Genomic DNA, 18421 nt, shown 5'->3' with positions numbered 1-18421 from the left:
ACCCTCTACTGGTCGCGTTGCGTGGCCAGTAGATGGCTGATGGCGGCCTTGAGCTTCAGCGGCTTGACCGGCTTGTGCATCAGAACGTGACCCAACTGGCGTACTTGCAGTTTGAGTTCGTTACTGTAATTGGCGGTGATCAGCAGAACCGGTAACGTCAGCCCACGCCGTGCGTTGATGGTTGCCACCACCTCTACGCCGTTGACGTCGTTATCCAGATGATAATCGGCTATCAACAGATCGGCTGCGGCATGAAAGTTATCCACCTGACTGGCCAGATCCTCCTCCGACAACGCGGTGATCACCTGGCAACCCCAACCTTCCAGCAGAGTACGCATGGCCGCGCAAATCGAGGCGTCGTTGTCCAGCACCCATACCCGAGCGCCCTGCAAACGATGATCCAGGCTCGCCGGTAACGCCACGGCTTGTTCAGGTTGTGCCTGCAAGCGACCGTAAGGTACATCCACCGAGAATACCGAGCCCAGCCCTTCCCAGGAGCGCACGCGAATACGGTGGCCGAGCATACGGGCAATCTTGTCCACAATCGCCAGACCTAGCCCCAGGCCGCGGTCCCGGTTGTTGCCATTGGGATTAACCCGCTTGAACTCCTGGAACACCTCAACCAGCTTGTCGCTGGGAATTCCCATGCCGGTGTCCCACACTTCAACGCGCAAGCCGTGTGCCTGACGGCGACATCCCAGCAACAGACGGCCAGACGGGGTATAGCGAATCGCATTGCTGAGGAAGTTACGGAGAATACGTGCCAGTAACTGAGCATCGCTGCGCACCACTGCATCACAGCCGACAAAATGCATGTTCAGACCTTCCACGGCAGCAATCTGTCGATACTCATTGGCCAAATTGTCTAACAACTCGGATAGTTTGAAGGCAGCGATGTCTGGTTTGATGACACCCGCATCCAACTTGGAAATGTCGACCAGCGTGCCCAGCAGATTCTCCACGTCTTCCAGCGAGTGGCTAACCTGGCGAATGAGCGGCGCACTGGCGGCCGGCACCTGGTGTTCGAGCAGCGCTCCGGTAAACAACCGGGCGGCGTTCAACGGCTGCAGCAGGTCGTGGCTGACCGCCGCGAGGAACTTGGTTTTCGACATGTTCGCCTGTTCCGCCTCACGCTTGGCTTCACGCAGGCGGGCTTCCGCCTGAGCTCGCTCGCTGATCTCTTGCCACAATTGCGAGTTCAACTCGGTCAGTTCTTGGGTACGATCAAGTACCCGCTGCTCCAGATGTTGATAGGCTTCATGCAGGGCTTCTGCGGTACGGCGCCGATCGGTGATATCCCGAATCAACACAAATATACCGATCACCCGGCCCTGCGCATCTCGGTTGGGCACGTAGGAGCGCAATAAGTAACGCTCCTGCTCCTGGGCGTTGTATTCAGCAAATTCGAATGTCACGCTTTCGCCCTGGAAAGCGCGCTCTATGTAGGGTTCAAGGCGGGCAAATTGTTCCGGACTGTGCACGCGCCGCAGGCTTCTGCTATGGATCTCGCCGCGCTGCCAGCCATACCATTCTTCATATACCTTGTTGGTGAACTGGTAGGTCAGATCCTCACCTACATAGGCGATAAGCGCCGGCACATGATCCGTAATCAGCCTGACCCAGCGCTCACTCTCTAGCAACGCCTTGGCGTACAGATCACGCTCGGTAATATCGGTGTAGGTATTGACGTAGCCCCCGGTGGGCATCGGGTGGGTCCGGACTTCGAGTACCCGGCCGTTGCTCAGTCGTTGTTCCCAAGTCAGCGGTGCAGCGCCGATGCTGCCTTGACTGCCGGGGGCTAGCAACCCCAGTTCGCTGTCCTGCATTACTTCGGCAAACGGGCGGTGTGCCTCGATCGGCGCAAGACCGGACAACTCCAGAAACCGTCCATTCCAGACCTCCAGCGCTCCCTCTGCATTGACCACTGCGACGCCTTGGGACAGGCTATCAACGGTACGCTGCAACAGTCGTGTCTTTTGCGCCAGGGCTTTTTCTCGCCGCGCGGTTTCCGATTGTTTGAGATCAGTGATATCGGTATACATGATCACCAGGCCGCCCTCGCTGGTCAGGCGTTCACTGACCTGGACCCAATGCTCACCGCGCAGTTGGTAAAGCACATGACCGTCGGCTGCCGCGTCCACTTCAGTGACCAGCCCGGTGCTGACCGCCAGACGCTTGATCTCGGCCAACGAGGTGCCGGCTGCGACCTCTGCTTGGGTACCTTTCCAGAAGGCGGCAAAGCGGCTATTGAACAGCACGATGCGCTCATGTCTATCAAACAGTACGAAGGCGTCGGAGACGCTTTCGATGGCATCGGTCAGGTGATGGTGCGCGCGCTCGGCGTGCGCCCGTGCATCGATCAGCAAGCGGTTGCTGCCCTGTAGTTCGGCCATGGTTTCGTTCAGTGCGTGAGTGCGCTCACGTACCTGCTCGGCCAGCTCTACTGAATGCTGAAAAGCCGCATAGCTTTCAGTACGTTGACTGGAGCTCGACTCCACCCGCTCGATCAGGGCGGCATTGATCCGCCGCAACTTATTGTTCTCAGCACGCAGCGCCCTGAGTTCTGCGCCATCGGGTGTGACCGGCGGTGTTCTATTCAGGAATCGCAAAAGCAACTCCGGTAAACGTCTGGTTGATATGCATGCCGTTGTATTGCTCGCCATAGGTATTGAAGCCAATCACGTTGTTAGCGGCGAGGAAGGTCGACAACATACCGTCCTCCCCCCGCAACTCAGCTTCCATACGCCGCAGAAAACAATCGCAACCGATAATAAGTACCGGATTGCCCAGGCGCTGACGAATCTGTTCCAACTGCAGACGCAGGCCAGGCAACAAGGGTCCCGGCTTCATCGCGGTGAGCACTATGCCGGTGTCTACCGCGCAGTAGAAGGTGAGGCTGTGATCGGCATTGACCCGCTGAATCGAGCGCACGTAGAACTGATCGCGAATGCGCACAGCCAGTGCGTTCAGGGCAAAGGTCGAGTGCTTCAGCTCCTCGACCGGCACGCCAACCAGCCGCGCATACTCTTCAGCAGCCGGCTCGGCATTGAGTTCCAGCACGGTGCGGCTTTCGCTGTCTGCAGCAGTGACCACCAGTTTGTCTTCTCGGGGCTCCATGTGATGGGTGGTGAACACTTCGAAATCCAGCCAGGTATTGATCATCACCAGCACCGCAGCGCCCGTATGAAAACCGCCCTGATAATAGACGTGGGTGTGGCTCAGATGATTGTCATCACCGGCAGAACCGCCAAAATGAGGGATACTTCCCAGCGCCGTACTCAGCGTGGATAGCACCACCTCTTCACGGCTGGACAGACCATCCAGTAACGTCAGGGCAAAGGTCCGATCCTTGACCGGCGCCAGATCCACCTGGCGACAGTGATTGAGCATCTGCTCGACCGCGGCCTGGGCGTCTACCAGGGTGAAATTGTCCAGCTCTCGAATCAAGGTGCAATCCACGGCAAAAACGTCGGCATCAAAACCGATGGCACTGATACAGCCACGTCCATATCCGGCTGCGGTAATCTCTCCAGCACTGGTACAACCAATCACGGTTACGGCTCCGAACGCCTGTTCCAGGGCAACAGCCAGGGTCGCCAGCGGATACTCTGCCGAGCAGAAGAACAGTACACAGCCCAGGCTGGGATGGCGTAACTGCACGGCCAGTTCCGCGGCGGCTTGCCCGGGGTCTTGCGCGCTGGTCATGGCGGTGAGAAAGCACTGTTCCGCGGTGCGTTGCATACGTCGACTCCGTAACAGGGCATTGTGCCCCACCATTGATTCTAGAAAGGCGCGCAGCGTATCAATATGCTACTTGAGTACTGGCTGAATGGGTCTTAAGGCGCAAGGAGCCGTATCGCAAGCGAGATGGGGCGAAGAAACACGACAACCGAAGCCTAGCTTCGGTTGTCTGTGCGGCGCGATAGCTTCTACCAGCTGAGAACGACGCCTAGAGCGACCGTGTCGGTTTCTTCGATGGTCAGGTTGTTAGTGCGGTCTTCAATCTCGAACTGGTTATACTCGGCCACGAGCGTCAGGTTGTCATTGATGCTGTGGAATACACCCAGACCTCGGGTTTCATAATCAGCCTCGAACCCCAGGCCGTTACCATCGTCCTCGGTCTTGCCAAAAGACAGTGCCACGCGCGTTTTACCGGCAAACTTGTACGATCCCTGCAACAGGTACCCGGTGCTATCGATCTCGCGCAGAACCGGCTCGCCAGCATTATTGGTGAAAAACGGGTTGACCCCTTCGGCATCGAAACCCGAAGCCGTGAGTGACAGATTGCCCATCTTCGCCTGCAAGCCGTAACCCAGCCCCTGGGAGGTAACTGACTCAACCGAGGAGTCCGTATTTTCCGACTTCTGGCGCATGCCGTTGACCCAGCTGAAAAGATCCACGCCGCCCAATTGGGTTTGGTAGGTAATTTCAGACTCGAAACGCGGGGTGTCCTGATAGTTCTTGCCCACTAGCGTGTCGTCCGTCGTGTCTACCGGGTCCATGATGCCCACTGCAACCCGGAAACCACTCATCACCGGGGAACGGTAAGTAATCTGCGCGGTAGGGAATGGATAAGGGTAGCCGGTACCGATATTGCCGAAGGATACCCCGCCGCCATCTACCAAGCCCAGCGTGTCACTGACCTGACCGTAACCGGAGAGAAATTCGTCGACAAAGATATTCGATCGCGAGAACAGGCCGAAATCCTTACCGACAAGCACCTCGCCCCACTCGCCGGCGACCGTGCCGTAGAACTGCCGTACATCAATCCCGGTGCTGGTGGCATTGGTTTCGCTGTCATTGATAGTGACCCAGAATGATGAACGGGCGCCGAGGGTTAGACCGTCCATCTCCTTGCCCATATTGAAACCGATGTAATTGGGAAGAAAACCCATTTTGACCCGCGACTGATCGCGATCAAGAGTGTCGTCAATGTTGTCGGTATCAGTCTGGACGTAGAAGGCATTGACGTAACCATCAGCCGAGAAGGTGGTGCCTTCCTGGTCATACAGAGTAATGGCGGCATTGGCTGGGGCGCTGAGGATGGCTGCAGTCAGGGCAGTTAACAGAGGGTAGGCCGATTTCTTGTTGTTCATATGCTCTCCGATGTAATTGATGGCTGACGGAATAAAAGCGTCTGGCCAATTATCGGAAAGCCCTGCGTTCAGCCCCATTCTGCCTAGGACTTGAAAACATTGCGCTTTGGTTGTGGCTACAAAGCCCTGCCCTCCTGATGCTTTGGCAGGACTGAGTCATGCGCTACCTTGGGATGAGTTTCGCTGATCAGGCGCAGGCGCACTGGCTGCCCCCAGAGTTGCGCTTGGACCTCCTGCCACTGCGCCGGCTGCAACTGGCGCAGTGCCTCGCCGTCTGCTGGTGCATACGCCCCGACCCGGCCCAGCAATACCTGCCAATATCGTTCGAATGCACCTTCGGCCGCGGCCTCGCGGGCTTGAAGAGCATCAGCCAGGCGCTCGGCTTGTGCGCTGATGGCCGTGAAGGGTAATGCGCCAATGAGCTTTTGCTGCTGCAGCAGAAAGAGCTCCATGGCCGCAGCTATCTGCGCGTGTTCATGGCTGGGTGATTGCACCAGCAGCAACAATCCTGGCAACCCGGCCACCTCGTGGTAACGGGCAACCACCCAGTATCCCAACTGCTGACGCGTGCGCAAACTGTCGAAAAACGCACTGGCCAGAAGTTGGTGCAGCAAACGCCAACCTGCCCGCTCAAGCGCAGTGGCGGCGCGCGCCTGGCAATACAGCAGTTGGCCGCGGTCGGCGTGCTGCACCGTAACTACGCACTGGCCGACGCCCTTGGGTAGCATCCTGGCTGGCTGCTCTCCCCAGTCAAACTGACGTGTAACGCCGGGGAAGGCGCTGGCCAGCAAACCTCCATCGATCTGGGTATCAGGCCAGTCCGCGGGTTTCAGCCAGAACAGCTGGGCCCGCTCGTGTAAACACCTCCAGAGCGACAAACCACTGGCAGGTGGATCATCGTAAATCCGGGGTTGCTGACCAGGATCGGCAGCCAGCAGGGCATCCAGCTCTGCAAGGCAACGGTAGGCCGGCAACCGTTCTGCCTGTTCGGCCTGCCACGCACGCAGTCGGTACCCAGCTAGCTCGATCAGTCCTGGCTCAGGCGCCCGGGCGATGGTGCTCAGCACATTTCGCGTGATAGCCAGTATACCGTTGGAAGCATGGCCAAGCGGACCGGATAACGTCAGGCTCAATAGATCCGTGGCTTGCTGCCATTCCATGATTACACCAGCCAACTCGGCACAGCGGGCCAGGGATTCAATCTGCAGAGCCCAGCAAGCCTGCAGCCACACACGTTGCGGTTCGCTGCTCTGGCCTGAGCGCCAACACCAGGTCAAGCGCGTCTTCACCAGCTGTAGCGCCGATGCCTCAGTGCTACCGTGGCTAGGCAAATCAAGCAATCTAAGGCCAGGCAAAGCCTCTAGTGCCATCGGCGCAATACTGAGTGGCAAGGGAAGCCCGAAATGCAGCCCGTCGATCGTGGACAACGGTGCTCCCCGTGCAGGAGGGCGCCAGCTCAAGGCGTCGTATTGAAACCCGGTGTGAGTCCACGGCGTATAACCAGGCCAATCTGCGCGCCCATACGCTTGCACCAGCAACAGGTTGGCGGGCTGCACTTGGCTTAGCAATGCGCGCCAATGGTGCTCGATAAGCGGTTGTCGATTGGCCGCCGGCTCAAGCACGAGTTCAACCGGCAAACGCATCAAGCGTTGGGCCAGAACTTTAAGCCACTCTACCGGTTCACCCTGTGGCCCAAGGGCAAAGGACTGATCAAGCAGACTCTTTCGTGCATCTGTGGGCCAGTGTTGTGTGATTGTCTTGGCCAGTCCGTTCAGCCAGACCTGCCAGGCATCAAGCAGTTGTGGATAATCGTTCGGCTTGAGCAAGGGCTGCAACTCGATGCAAAGCAGCCCCTGATCACCGGGCATGGCCTCCAAGTGTACTGTCAACTGCGAGATCAGGTGTCGGTCGCGCAGCCAGCCCAATGCACCGGCAGGCGTCGGACTGGCAATCCACTCACACAGCCATTGCCCGGCACTGTCGTGGTTGAGCCAGGGCATCTCTGCCAGCGGATACATCAGCTGCCAACGCGGCATGCCCGACTGCGCTTGCCGTTGCAACCGGCCGGGTAGGAGATCGGCGCCGAGCACCGGCGCGCGGGTGCGCCTGTTGCGCTCCCCCGGAGCCTGCCGCTCGGCAAAGCTGGCTGCCAGCGCCAGCAAATCAGCCAGCGGTTGATTTGCATGCAGTACCAACACCATATTCGCCGCGCGGTAGTACTGCCGGTGAAACTGCAGCAGCAGCGACGCCAGCATGCTGTCAGTGCCATTCAGGCTCGTGGCATTGCCGGCGCTGAAGCGGCTCAGCGGATGGGCGCTATTAGTTACCTGACCCAGTGCCGCCTGAGCGTGCAGCGCGTCGTCTGCCAGCCGAGTATGAAACTCCGCATGGATGACCTGCCGCTCGGCACCCACCTGCGTAGCCTCTATCAGAGGCGCGGCCAGCATGTCGGCCAACTGACCGATACAGGAAAGGAGCCCCGCCGAGGCGACGCTGAAGAAGAAGCGAGTCTCTTCGCCAGCGGTGCTGGCATTGAAGCGACCACCCCAGCGGCTGACCAGCGCTGGAAAAGAACCTGGCTCAGGGTAGTATTCCGAGCCCATGAACAACATATGTTCCAGCAAATGCGCCAAACCGGCGTGGCTATCCGGCTCGTCATGGCTACCAGCATCTACCTGAGCGACACAGGTCGCCTGGCTGGCCGACGGGTCACTGACCAATAGACAGCGTAAGCCGTTGGCATGATGGTAAAGCCGATAATCACGACCATCGTCGGGAGTGGAAGCCAGTGGGATGGAATGCACGGGGAACTCGTAGACAGTCTATGGGCTACCAGATTAACGCTGCAGGACAAGCCTGTATCCGCCCACACCACTAAAGTAGCAAGTGAGCTGCACCAAAGCAGTAGGCCGCGCCTCAACCCCGGAGCATCTGCCCGAGCATGGCGCGCAGTTTGCTGGCTTTCAGCGGCTTGTTTAGTACCGGAATTCCCAGCTCACGCAAGGTCTGCTGGCAGTGTTCGCTGCGATCGGCGGTGATCATGATCGCCGGTACTCCTTGCCGCCACCGCTCGCGCAGTTGGCTGACCGCTTCGCAGCCGTTACGGCCGCCATCGAGGTGATAGTCCACCAGAATCACGTCAGGAACCACCCCGTCCAACTGCATCAGCGCCGAATCCGCATCGACCGCCACGCAAACATCAGCTCCCCACTGCGTCAGCAGATCGCGCATGCTGGCAAGAATGATCTGTTCATTATCGATGACCAGCAAGCGCCGCCCCTGTAGCGGCTCGGCAAGTCGCTCCAGAATGCCGGTGGAAGGGAACGCTGCCGCGGGCAGATGTTTAGCCATGGGCACGCTGACGGAAAACATCGAGCCGCGTCCGACCCTGGAGTGCACGGCCACATGTACGCTCAGCAAAGCCGCGATGCGCTCGACAATCGCCAGGCCCAGCCCCACACCCTTGCGCTGGCCCTGCTTGTTTGTCTGAGGTGCGTCAGCCGCTGCTGCAAGCTGATTGAACTCCTTGAAAATGGCGCCAAACTGGGCAGCCGGTATACCCCGCCCGGTGTCCCACACCTGAATATCCAGCACCTCGCCACGGCGGCGAGCACCAATCAGCACCGCGCCCTGATCGGTATAGCGGATGGCGTTGCTCAAAAGGTTACGCAGGATACGACTGAGCAGCCTGTAATCGGTATTCACTGCCCAGGGCCCTAGGTGCATGCGCAACTCGATCCCGCTGGCCTCGGCCAGCCCCCGGAACTCGGCTACCAGCGGTTCAATCAGTTCCGCGAGGTTATAATCGCCCAGTTCCGGCTTGACCGTGCTCTGATCCAGCCGGGCAATATCCAGAAGATCGGTGAGCATGTCTTCAGCGCTTTCTAGCGCGCTGTGGGACCGGTCGACCAATTGTGCCTCGGGCATCGGCAATGTCCGCTCGCGCAGAGTCGACATCAACAGTCGCGCGGCGTTCATGGGTTGCAACAGATCATGACTGGCCGCGGCCAGATAGCGATCTTTGCTGCGGTTGGCCTGCTCGGCGGCATCGCGGGCGTCACGCAGAGCCCGCTGCACCTTCTCGCGCTCGATGATCTCGTGCCGAAGATTATCGTTCAACGCCTCCAATTCCTGGGTGCGTGCCTGGACGCGCCGCTCCAGATCGTCATTCAGACGCTGCATGGCGGCCTGTGCATTCTTGCGCTCGGTCACATCGGCGACAAAGGCTTCGACCACGGGCCCTTCAACGTCAGGTCTGAGCAGCATGTTGATGCGCACTTGCAGATATTGACCGTCAGCGCGCATCAGCTGGGTTTCGTAGCCTGCCAGCTCATCCTGGCTCATCAGCGTGCGGCGGATGGCTTGAAACTCCTTCTCACCGCCTACAAGGATTCCCGCCCAACTGCCCTCATGGGTGCTGAGTAGGGCCTGTGCATCGGTGTACGCCAGCATGCGCGCCAAGGCTCGATTAACCGATACGAAGCCCTGGCCAAGGCCGGCCTGAAAGATGCCGTGCAGAGCATTCTCGAACAACCATTTATAGCGATTGCGCTCAGCTTCAAGCTCTTCCAGACGCGCCAGCAGCTCCGGATAATAGCTCTTTCGAGAGGACTGCGAGCCAAGCCCGAGCAACCCGGTAAGAACCTCCCGCCGAGGGTCAGAGGGCTTCTGCATACACCACCTCAACGTCTTTGAGGCTGGATTCACGAGGATTGGTAAGAATGCAGGGGTCGTGCATGGCATGCACCGACAGCATCGGCAGGTCTGAGGTGCTGACACCATGCATGGCCAGCGTCTGCTCGAATCCCACGGCCTTTTTCAAGTCAATCAGATGCTGAACCAATCGTTGCCGGATTTGTGGCGTGGTCAGACCACGGGTATCAATGCCCAGCGTTTGTGCAACAACCTTGAAGCGATCTGGGGCCGACGCGTAATTGAAGGCCACAACATGTTCCACCAGGATCGCATTGCACAGCCCGTGCGGCAGATCAAGAAAGCCACCCAGGCTGTGCGACATGGCATGCACTGCGCCGAGAATGGCGTTAGAAAACGCCAGGCCGGCCTGCAAGCTGCCAAGCATGATCTGCTCGCGCAAGGCTATGTCCTGCGGATTCTGAATCATCTGCACCAGGTTGCCATTGATCAGGCGCATGGCCTCCAGCGCGTGAGCATCCGTCATCGGGCCGCTGCCGGTCGAGACGAATGCTTCGATGGCATGCACCAGCGCATCAACCCCGGTACAGGCCGACAGAAAAGGGTCCATGGTGGAGGTGGTTTCCGGATCGATCAGCGACACATCGGGCACTACAGCCTTGCTGATAATCGAAAACTTCACCTTCTCCTGTTGGTTGGAAATTATCACGAACTGGGACACGTCGGCCGAGGTGCCCGCCGTGGTGGGTACCATTATCAAAGGCGGAATCGGCGCCCGAATGGTGTCCACTCCTTCAAAGGTGAGGATGTGCCGGTCATGTGCAACCACGATACCGATCGCCTTGGCACAGTCCATGGGACTGCCGCCGCCCACCGCGACAATCACGTTGCACCCTGCAGCACGGTAGACCTCTGCACCGTGCATGACCTCCTCGACACGCGGATTGGCCGACACCTGGGTGAAGAGCACATAATCGATATCCTGGTCTGCCAGGCTTTGTTCCACATCAGCCAGCCACCCGGCGGCCTGCACACCAGAATCGGAGACCAGCAGTACCCTCTTCGCGCCAAAGGTAGAAGCGTAGTTGGCAACGGTTTTACGCGCACCGGCTCCGAAGATGATCTCCGGGGTAACAAACTTGCGTAGCTGGCTTATATCGTAGGACATGGCGTTTCTATCAGATTGTTATTGTCAGCCAAGAGTACCTGATTACCCGCCGGACCATAAGCGGGTATTGTCTGAGCCAGTCCCCTCTTCCCGCCGGGTGAGATCCCTCGTGCAGCTCATGTCACGCATTAAGACCTAAGTAGCGCTCAGGTTGCTCGTAAGTCGAATGGCTGCGGCCAATGGCGCCGTCCAACATGAACAGAATCCTAATTCGGCGCGGGGTCAGCCATGTCAGCCCGGTCTTTTTTCTCCAACTGTTTACGCGCCGGGTTCCTGCTTTGGTTGCTGTTCAGTCAGGCAGCGCCAGCTGCGATAAATGACAGCCAGATCCAGGCACTGTTTCCCAAAGCCACCCGTATCGAACCCAAACAGGACAACCCGCCGGTCTACAGCGCCTATCAGCTCGACGAGTTGCTCGGCTATGCCTTTGAGTCCAATGACTACTCCAGCCTGCAGGGCTTTTCCGGCAAGCCGATTCGACTGTTGATCGGCATGGACCCGCAGGGTGTCCTGAGCGGCGTCACGGTCGTTGAGCACCATGAGCCGGTGTTCCTTCACGGTCTCGGCGAGCAAGCGCTGTTTGACTTCGTTGAACAGTACCGCCAGCAGGACATCAGCACGCCAATTGTGGTCGGCGGACGCCAGGCAGAGACGGTCGATGGTACGTCCATTACCCAGTTTGATGGTGTGAGCAAGGCCACTGTCTCGGTGGTCATTCTCAACGAAACGGTGTTGGTATCGGCCTTGAGCGTTGCCCGTGAGCTTCTCGAGGGGTTCTCCAGCAGCCCATTGGCCACGCCGAAAGCCGATCTGTTCGAGCCGCTGGATTGGGATCAACTGCTGGACCGACAGTACCTGCAACGCTGGCAAATTTCTCAGGCCGAGGTGGAGCAAGCGCTTGGTCAGCGCCTGGCATACTTCCCCGGTCTGCACGGCGACAATGCCGAACAGCCATTCAGCGAGGTGTATTTTGCCTACCTGAACACGCCTAACAGTGGTCTAAATCTGCTTGGCCAGGTGGAATTCGACAAACTCAATCAAGAGTTGAAGGCGAACGAGCAGGCCTTGCTGGTGATCTCCGAGGGCCTATACCGGCATGTGCCCGATGACTTCACTCCTGCCAGCGCGCCCAGCCGCCTGGTGTTGGTGCAGAACGACAAGGCGATTGAATTGCATGACATGAACTACAACAATGGTGCCGTGCTGGAGCTGCTCAATACGCCGCTGGGCAATGGTGTAGCACACATATTCCGTATCAAGCCCCACGCCGGGTTCAACCCTGCCGAACCGGCACAGCTGCAACTGAACGTCAGCCTGAAGCGCAACCCGCTGGTCGAGGACAACGCCATCTTTACCCAAGCGCTGACGTTAGACCCGGCGCTGTTCGATATTCAGCCGCCCCAGGCAGTGGCGAAGCAAGTCCCCATCTGGTTACGCATGTGGCAGGAGCGCAGTTGGCAGGTGGGCATCACCTTACTAGCACTGGTGCTACTGAGTGGGGTTTTCGTTTTTCAGCAGCGCATCAGCCGTCACAGCCGCGCCTTCCATGTATTTCGCGGCGGCTTTCTGATCTTCACTCTGGTGTTTCTCGGTTTGTATGCCCAGGGGCAGCTGTCGGTGGTAAATATTTTCACTCTGCTGCTGTCGCTAGGCGGTGATTTTGACCTCAGCGTATTCTTGATGGACCCGGTGATCTTCATTCTCTGGAGCTTTACCTTTGTTAGCCTGTTTATCTGGGGACGGGGGCTTTTCTGTGGCTGGCTATGTCCTTTCGGGGCGTTGCAGGACATGCTCGCCTGGCTGGCCAAACGGCTGCGCATCTGGCAATGGAAGATCGCCGACCCACTGCACCGCAAGCTTCAATGGATCAAATACGCCGTTCTGGTCGGCCTTGTGGGCAGTGCATTCTTTTCATTGACCCTGGCAGAGCGTCTCGCCGAAATCGAGCCGTTCAAAACCTCCATTACCCTGTTCTTTGTGCGTACCTGGCCCTTTGTGCTTTACGCACTGATCCTGCTGGGTCTGGGTCTTTTCGTGCACAAGTTCTACTGTCGCTACGTTTGTCCTTTGGGCGCAGGCCTGGCAATGCTTGGCAAGTACCATCTGTTTTCCTGGCTCAAACGCATTGATGCCTGCGGCCAACCCTGCCAGCACTGCAAGAATCATTGTGAGATCGGTGCCATCAACCGTGACGGCAGCATCGACTACGGTGAGTGCGTCCAGTGCCTGGAATGCATCGTCATTCTGAACAATCAAGACCAATGCGTTGCTGCAATCAGCGCTGAAAAACAGGCGAGCAAAGCCAGAAAACGCGTAGCAAACAACCAGATCATCGCGACTGACAGCCCGTGGCAAAACGCTGCCGCAGCGCCCAAAACCTGAAGCTCACCAGCACTCGTCAAGGACATACTCATGACCATGCACCCTGCCTGCACTCCCGTAACGGAGCAGACCACCGAGAAAGCGAGCCGTGGCTCGATTCTGTCGCGCCTGCGGACCCTGCTGGTGGTAATTTGTGCCACAGTGCTGCCGCTGCTTCCCGGCGGGGCTACCCACGCAGACGAACAGTTGCGTATCGCCCGGGAAATGATCCAAGTGCTGGATGCCTACGCGGTCTACAAAATGGGTCAGTTCGATGAGGCATTTGAGCGGTATCGGGTGCTGGCCGAGGCTGGAAACCGTCAAGGCATGCTCAATATAGGCAACATGTACTCGGCGGGTCTCAGCGTGGGGAAAAACCCAACCGAGGCACTCTTGTGGTACCAACGCGCCGCAGACGCAGGTGATCCTATCGGTCAGTTCGAAGTTGCCCGAGCCTATGAGCACGGCCTGGGCACTCAGGCAGATCCGCAACAGGCTGACTACTGGTATCAACTGGCTGCCGAAAATGACAATAGTGATGCTCAGTGGGTACTCGGAAAGCGGCTCTATGATCGCGCCAGCCGGCTGGACGGGCTTAGCTGGATACGCACCGCCGCGCGGACGGGTGACCACCCCAGTGCGCGGCTGTTTCTCGCCGAGCTGAATGGAAGCCAGGTCACCGCTGTGCCGGACCAGCAGCAGCGCGACGTAATCACCGATCACTTGCAGCAGATAGATAAGGCCGCTCGCGCAAAAAATGCGTTGGGCGTCATTGCTCAAATCGATGCAGAGGCACGTATTCGGGTGCGGCTACCCAATCAGGAAGCCTGGACCACTCTCAGCAAGGACGAACTTCAGGCACTCTGGCAGGCTACGTTCGATCAAGTCGATAAGTATCGGCAGATACGCAGCACACCCGATTTTTTGCTGGCGGAGGACCGTATACTGGTGTTCTCACAGATTACTGAAACCCTGACGAGCGACAGCACAACACGCACCTTGCTATTGGACGAGCGGGCGACCTATCGCATTGACGGGAGCCAGGCCCAGGTCGAGTCATTGTGGCTGAACATCAGTGAAACCCCTCAATGGTGACCTCCAAGGTTAGCCTCGGGTTTCGTGTGCGTCAGGCGTGTTGCATCCAGCATTGGTAGAAAGCCAATTCTTCCTCAAGGACACTCGCCAGGGTGCCCGGCGCGCGGAAACCGTGACGTTCTTCTGCGAAGGTTAAACATTTTACCGGCACGCCCTGCTCTTTCAGCGCCTTGACCATGCGTTCGGTCTGCTCGGGTAGCACCACCCCGTCCTGCAATCCCTGGAAAAAGATAACGGGCGTGCTGATCTCGGCGGCTTGCTCCAGCGGCGAACGCTGAACATAACGCTCTGGCACATCCGCAGGGTCACCGATCAACCAGTCGATATAATCGGCTTCAAACTTGTGAGTGTTGATACGCAACCGCAACGGATCGCTCACGCCATACAGGCTCGCCGCCGCCCGAAAGCGGTCACCCGCTGCGACAAGGCTACACAGCGTGGTGTAGCCACCCGCACTCGAGCCCCGAATAAAGATATTCCCAGCATCCACACGGCCTGCGTCGACCAAGTGATCAACAGCCGCCAGCACGTCCTCAACATCGACCACACCCCACTGCCCCCTTAGCCGATGCCGGTAAGCCCGACCAAAGCCGACGCTGCCACGATAATTCAGATCTGCAACGGCGAAACCGCGCTGGGTCCAGTACTGTATTCGGTTATCCAGTACCGCATAGGTGGCAGACGTCGGACCGCCATGGGTAAAAATAAGCAATGGCGGTGGAGCTGGCGACGCCTGATTGCGGTTGCTCGACGGGTAGAAATACCCATGTGCGGTCTCACCGCGGCCACTTCGATAAAGTAATCTCTGCGGTTGCGATACTTCCTCTGCCGGCAGGGTTGCCGGTACTGCTCGTATGATCTGCAGTGCATGGGTAAGCAGATCAATGTGCAGTATTGCTGCACTGCACAGGGCCGACCCGGCCACGCAATATAACCAGCGGCCGTTACTCGCCAACGAGCGGAAGCGCTGGTAACCATGGGCTAGCCGCTGCTCTTCGCCGCCAATGGTATGCCGCAGGGCCAGATGCCCATAGCCCCCCTCCATCCAACTGAGGGCCAGACTGTCATCGGGTAGTGCGAGAATATGGCGTGGATTCAGTTGCCAGGGCGCTGGCGCGTGATCGGCTGGCTGGCTGGGCACGGACTCCAAGCCGCCATCATCCCGCACGCGCCAGGGCAACCAGTACCCACTGCGGTCAGTCAGGCACAACAAGTCCCCCGAAGAATCGAATTGCGGCTGCTGAAATGCTTCGGGCTGACTTGCCTGGGACTGCACAGACGAAATCGATTTTTTACTGACAACCTGCCCGCGCTCATTGAGCACAGCCGACATGAGACGGGTTTGCGTCCAGGGCAAATGCGGACGATCCCACTCGATCCAGGCCAGGTGCAAGCAATCCGGACTGAGGCAGGGGCTGTTGTAGAAATCAGCACCTTCAGTGATCACTTCACGCTCACCGGTGTAACTGATCGCCACCAGCCGATGCTCAACTGCTCTTGCCGTGTGGCACTCCTCCAGCGCAATCAGACGTGCGCGCATGGCATCATTCAGCAGTGCGCCGTAGCGGCAATCGCCGCGCTGAGTCAGCGCTCGGCAGCCTAGATCCTGCAGTCCCTGCACATAGATCTGCTGATCGTCTTCGTTGACAAAGCACAGGAAGCCAGAGGCAAGACACAATGCACCACCGCCGTATTCGTAGACGCGACTGCGGGCGCTATAACCCAGCGGGGTTAGGCAGCGCTGGCCGGCTTCTGTCCACTCATGAATCAGGCTACGACCGTCCTCAGGATGAAATTCAATCCACAGCAGACGCTGCTCGTCGCAGACCAGATCAGCATAATCACTGGCTGCTGCGACCGCCTGCGCAGCACTCATGGAGCTGGTCCAGAATCCGGGCTGTTCAGCTTTTGCAGATGATTCGCGAGTTGCGTTCATTCCGAAACGTCAATGCCTCTATCGGGGGCTGAGGTAGGTCTGCCTCGGCACGGGCGGCCAGAATCTTGTCGTGGTGTGGCGATTTGCTACATACCGGGTCAGCCTGGGTCGCGTCTCCGGTAAGCATATACGCCTGGCACCTGCAGCCGCCAAAATCCTTTTCCTTTTCATCACAGGAGCGGCAGGGTTCGCTCATCCACTCGTAACCGCGAAAACGGTTGAAGCCAAATGAGTCGTACCAGATGTGCGACAGGCTATGTGCGGTGACGTTCGGGAAGGTCACTGGCAATTGCCGCGCGCTGTGGCAAGGTAACGCTGTGCCATCAGGAGTAATACTAAGAAAGATATTGCCCCAGCCATTCATACACCCTTTGGGACGCTCTTCGTAGTAGTCGGGGGTCACCAGAATCAGTTTGCACGGATGATTTTCGGCAGCGAGCTTGAGGCGGTAGCGCTGCGTTACGGCTTCAGCATGGTCCAGTTGCGCCTTGGTTGGCAGCAGGCCAGCCCGGTTCAGGTGTGCCCATCCGTAGTACTGACAGGTAGCCAGCTCGACAAAGTCAGCTTCCAGCGCCAGGCAGAGTTCGATGATCTTTTCTATCTCATCAATATTGTGCCGGTGCGTGACAAAGTTCAACACCATCGGGTATCCCGCCGCTTTTACGGCACGGGCCATTGCCAGCTTCTGGTCGAATGCCTTGCGCGAACCCGCGAGCATGTTGTTTATCTCTGCGTCGGACGCCTGGAAGCTGATCTGGATATGATCGAGCCCCGCTTGCTTGAACGCATTGACCTTTTGCTCGGTTAGCCCCATGCCCGATGTAATCAGATTGGTATAGAACCCCAGCTCGCGCGCCGCTTCGATTAACTCCACCAGATCGTCACGTACCAAGGGTTCGCCGCCTGAAAATCCCAGCTGCGCCGCCCCCAGCGCTCGTGCCTGAGTGAATACATCGATCCACTGTGCGGTAGTCAGTTCATCCTTGTGATTGGCGAACTCCAGCGGGTTGGAACAGTAGGGGCATTGCAATGGACAGCGATAGGTCAGCTCGGCCAGAAGCCACAATGGTGGGCCTTGGTTCGCAACCAGAGTGCTGTCAGCGGATGTTGATCCAGTGTTGAGCATTGGCCACCTCGATAAAGGCGAGGATGTCTTCATCCAGCCCGGGTACATTTGGAAACCGACCAGCCAGGCTGTCGATGATGTCGTCAATTGGTCGCTCGCCATCGATCAGCAGCAATACCTGGGCAGCACTTTCATTCAGCTTGACCATACCCTCGGGATACAGCAGAACGTGACTATTCTGGATCGGCTCCCACTGCAACCGGAACCCGGGACGCAGTATCGGCACTTGATGCCTCTGAAAGTCGATCACAGATCTACCCCCCGATGCCAGACGGCCTGGGCGGTAACGGTGTGGTAAGGCGCGCGGTCCAATTCGTAGGCCATACTCATGGCATCCAGCATGCTCCAGAGGATATCGAGCTTGAACTGCAGGATATTGAGCATGCGCTGCTGGGCATCATAGGTCTGGTAGTGGCTGAGAGTAATGCGCAAACCATGCTCTACATCACGCCGTGCCTCACTCATTCGCTTGCGGAAATACTCGTAGCCGCGACTATCGATCCACGGATAGTGTGCTGGCCAGCTATCGAGGCGTGATTGGTGAATCTGCGGGGCAAACAGCTCGGTCAACGAGGAACTGGCGGCTTCCTGCCAGCTCGCCCGACGGGCAAAATTGACATAGGCATCCACAGCGAAGCGCACGCCCGGCAATACCTTTTCCTGCGACAGCAGCACCTCGCGGTCCAGCCCTACCGCCTCGCCCAGCCGCAACCAGGCTTCGATACCGCCCTCCCCTTGCCTCTCACCATCATGATCGATAATCCGCTGTATCCATTCGCGGCGGGTGGCCGGGTCGTTGCAGTTGGCCATGATCGCCGCGTCCTTCAGCGGAATCTTGATCTGGTAGTAGAAGCGATTGGCGACCCAGCCCTGGATCTGCTCGCGACTGGCCGTGCCGCTGTACATGGCAACATGGTAGGGATGATGAATATGATAGTAAGCTCCCTTGGCCCGCAGGGCCTGCTCGAAAGCATCAGCATTCATTG

At 58.3% G+C, this 18421-nt stretch carries 12 protein-coding genes; 2 read left to right on the top strand and 10 right to left on the bottom strand.

Features of this window, described 5'->3' with window-relative positions:
- Positions 1 to 5: 5 nt before the first annotated feature.
- The 6 genes from EAO82_RS12605 to ercA all read right to left on the bottom strand — a co-directional run bounded on the left by EAO82_RS12605 (position 6) and on the right by ercA (position 10917).
- Positions 6 to 2663: a NahK/ErcS family hybrid sensor histidine kinase/response regulator gene (locus tag EAO82_RS12605; RefSeq protein ID WP_096347683.1), complete on the bottom strand. Its 2658-nt coding sequence runs from the start codon at positions 2661 to 2663 to the stop codon at positions 6 to 8.
- Positions 2593 to 3741, bottom strand: coding sequence for a nitric oxide-sensing protein NosP (gene nosP, locus EAO82_RS12600; protein ID WP_096347684.1), 1149 nt, complete (start codon positions 3739 to 3741; stop codon positions 2593 to 2595). Before nosP ends, EAO82_RS12605 begins: the two co-directional genes overlap by 71 nt.
- Positions 3742 to 3929: 188 nt before the next feature.
- Positions 3930 to 5096, bottom strand: coding sequence for a porin (locus EAO82_RS12595; protein ID WP_096347685.1), 1167 nt, complete (start codon positions 5094 to 5096; stop codon positions 3930 to 3932).
- A 116-nt stretch (positions 5097 to 5212) separates the two neighbouring features.
- Positions 5213 to 7900, bottom strand: a complete 2688-nt coding sequence (locus EAO82_RS12590; protein WP_096347686.1) for an insulinase family protein — start codon at positions 7898 to 7900, stop codon at positions 5213 to 5215.
- A gap of 112 nt (positions 7901 to 8012) precedes the next feature.
- Positions 8013 to 9770, bottom strand: a complete 1758-nt coding sequence (locus EAO82_RS12585) for a NahK/ErcS family hybrid sensor histidine kinase/response regulator (RefSeq protein ID WP_096347687.1) — start codon at positions 9768 to 9770, stop codon at positions 8013 to 8015.
- Positions 9754 to 10917 carry an alcohol dehydrogenase-like regulatory protein ErcA gene (gene ercA, locus EAO82_RS12580; RefSeq protein WP_096347688.1) on the bottom strand — a complete coding sequence of 388 codons (1164 nt, stop codon included), beginning with the start codon at positions 10915 to 10917 and terminating at the stop codon, positions 9754 to 9756. Before ercA ends, EAO82_RS12585 begins: the two co-directional genes overlap by 17 nt.
- 228 nt (positions 10918 to 11145) lie before the next feature.
- On the opposite strand from ercA, the gene EAO82_RS12575 reads away from it, so the two are divergent.
- Entirely contained in the window at positions 11146 to 13299 is a 2154-nt protein-coding gene (locus EAO82_RS12575) for a NosR/NirI family protein (RefSeq protein WP_096347689.1), read from the top strand.
- Between the two features lie 30 nt (positions 13300 to 13329).
- Positions 13330 to 14373, top strand: a complete 1044-nt coding sequence (locus tag EAO82_RS12570; protein ID WP_218838660.1) for a tetratricopeptide repeat protein — start codon at positions 13330 to 13332, stop codon at positions 14371 to 14373.
- A 31-nt stretch (positions 14374 to 14404) separates the two neighbouring features.
- Here EAO82_RS12570 and EAO82_RS12565 read toward each other — a convergent pair whose 3' ends face one another.
- Genes EAO82_RS12565 through pqqC form a run of 4 tightly spaced genes read right to left on the bottom strand, consistent with a single transcriptional unit; the run spans position 14405 to position 18419 of the window.
- Positions 14405 to 16309, bottom strand: coding sequence for an alpha/beta hydrolase family protein (locus EAO82_RS12565; protein ID WP_096347690.1), 1905 nt, complete (start codon positions 16307 to 16309; stop codon positions 14405 to 14407).
- Positions 16275 to 17435 (bottom strand): pyrroloquinoline quinone biosynthesis protein PqqE, encoded by a 1161-nt coding sequence (gene pqqE / locus EAO82_RS12560; protein WP_096347691.1) that lies wholly within the window; start codon positions 17433 to 17435, stop codon positions 16275 to 16277. Before pqqE ends, EAO82_RS12565 begins: the two co-directional genes overlap by 35 nt.
- A complete protein-coding gene (pqqD, locus tag EAO82_RS12555; RefSeq protein WP_096347692.1) occupies positions 17407 to 17685 on the bottom strand; it encodes a pyrroloquinoline quinone biosynthesis peptide chaperone PqqD in 279 nt (92 codons plus the stop codon). Before pqqD ends, pqqE begins: the two co-directional genes overlap by 29 nt.
- Positions 17682 to 18419, bottom strand: coding sequence for a pyrroloquinoline-quinone synthase PqqC (gene pqqC, locus EAO82_RS12550; RefSeq protein WP_096347693.1), 738 nt, complete (start codon positions 18417 to 18419; stop codon positions 17682 to 17684). The genes pqqD and pqqC overlap by 4 nt, the downstream gene beginning before the upstream one ends.
- Positions 18420 to 18421: the final 2 nt, after the last annotated feature.

The organism is Halopseudomonas pelagia (genome assembly GCF_009497895.1).
Classification (GTDB): domain Bacteria; phylum Pseudomonadota; class Gammaproteobacteria; order Pseudomonadales; family Pseudomonadaceae; genus Halopseudomonas; species Halopseudomonas pelagia_A.
The sequence above is the reverse complement of the archived record's forward strand: the minus strand, read 5'-3'. Positions and strand labels throughout refer to the sequence as shown.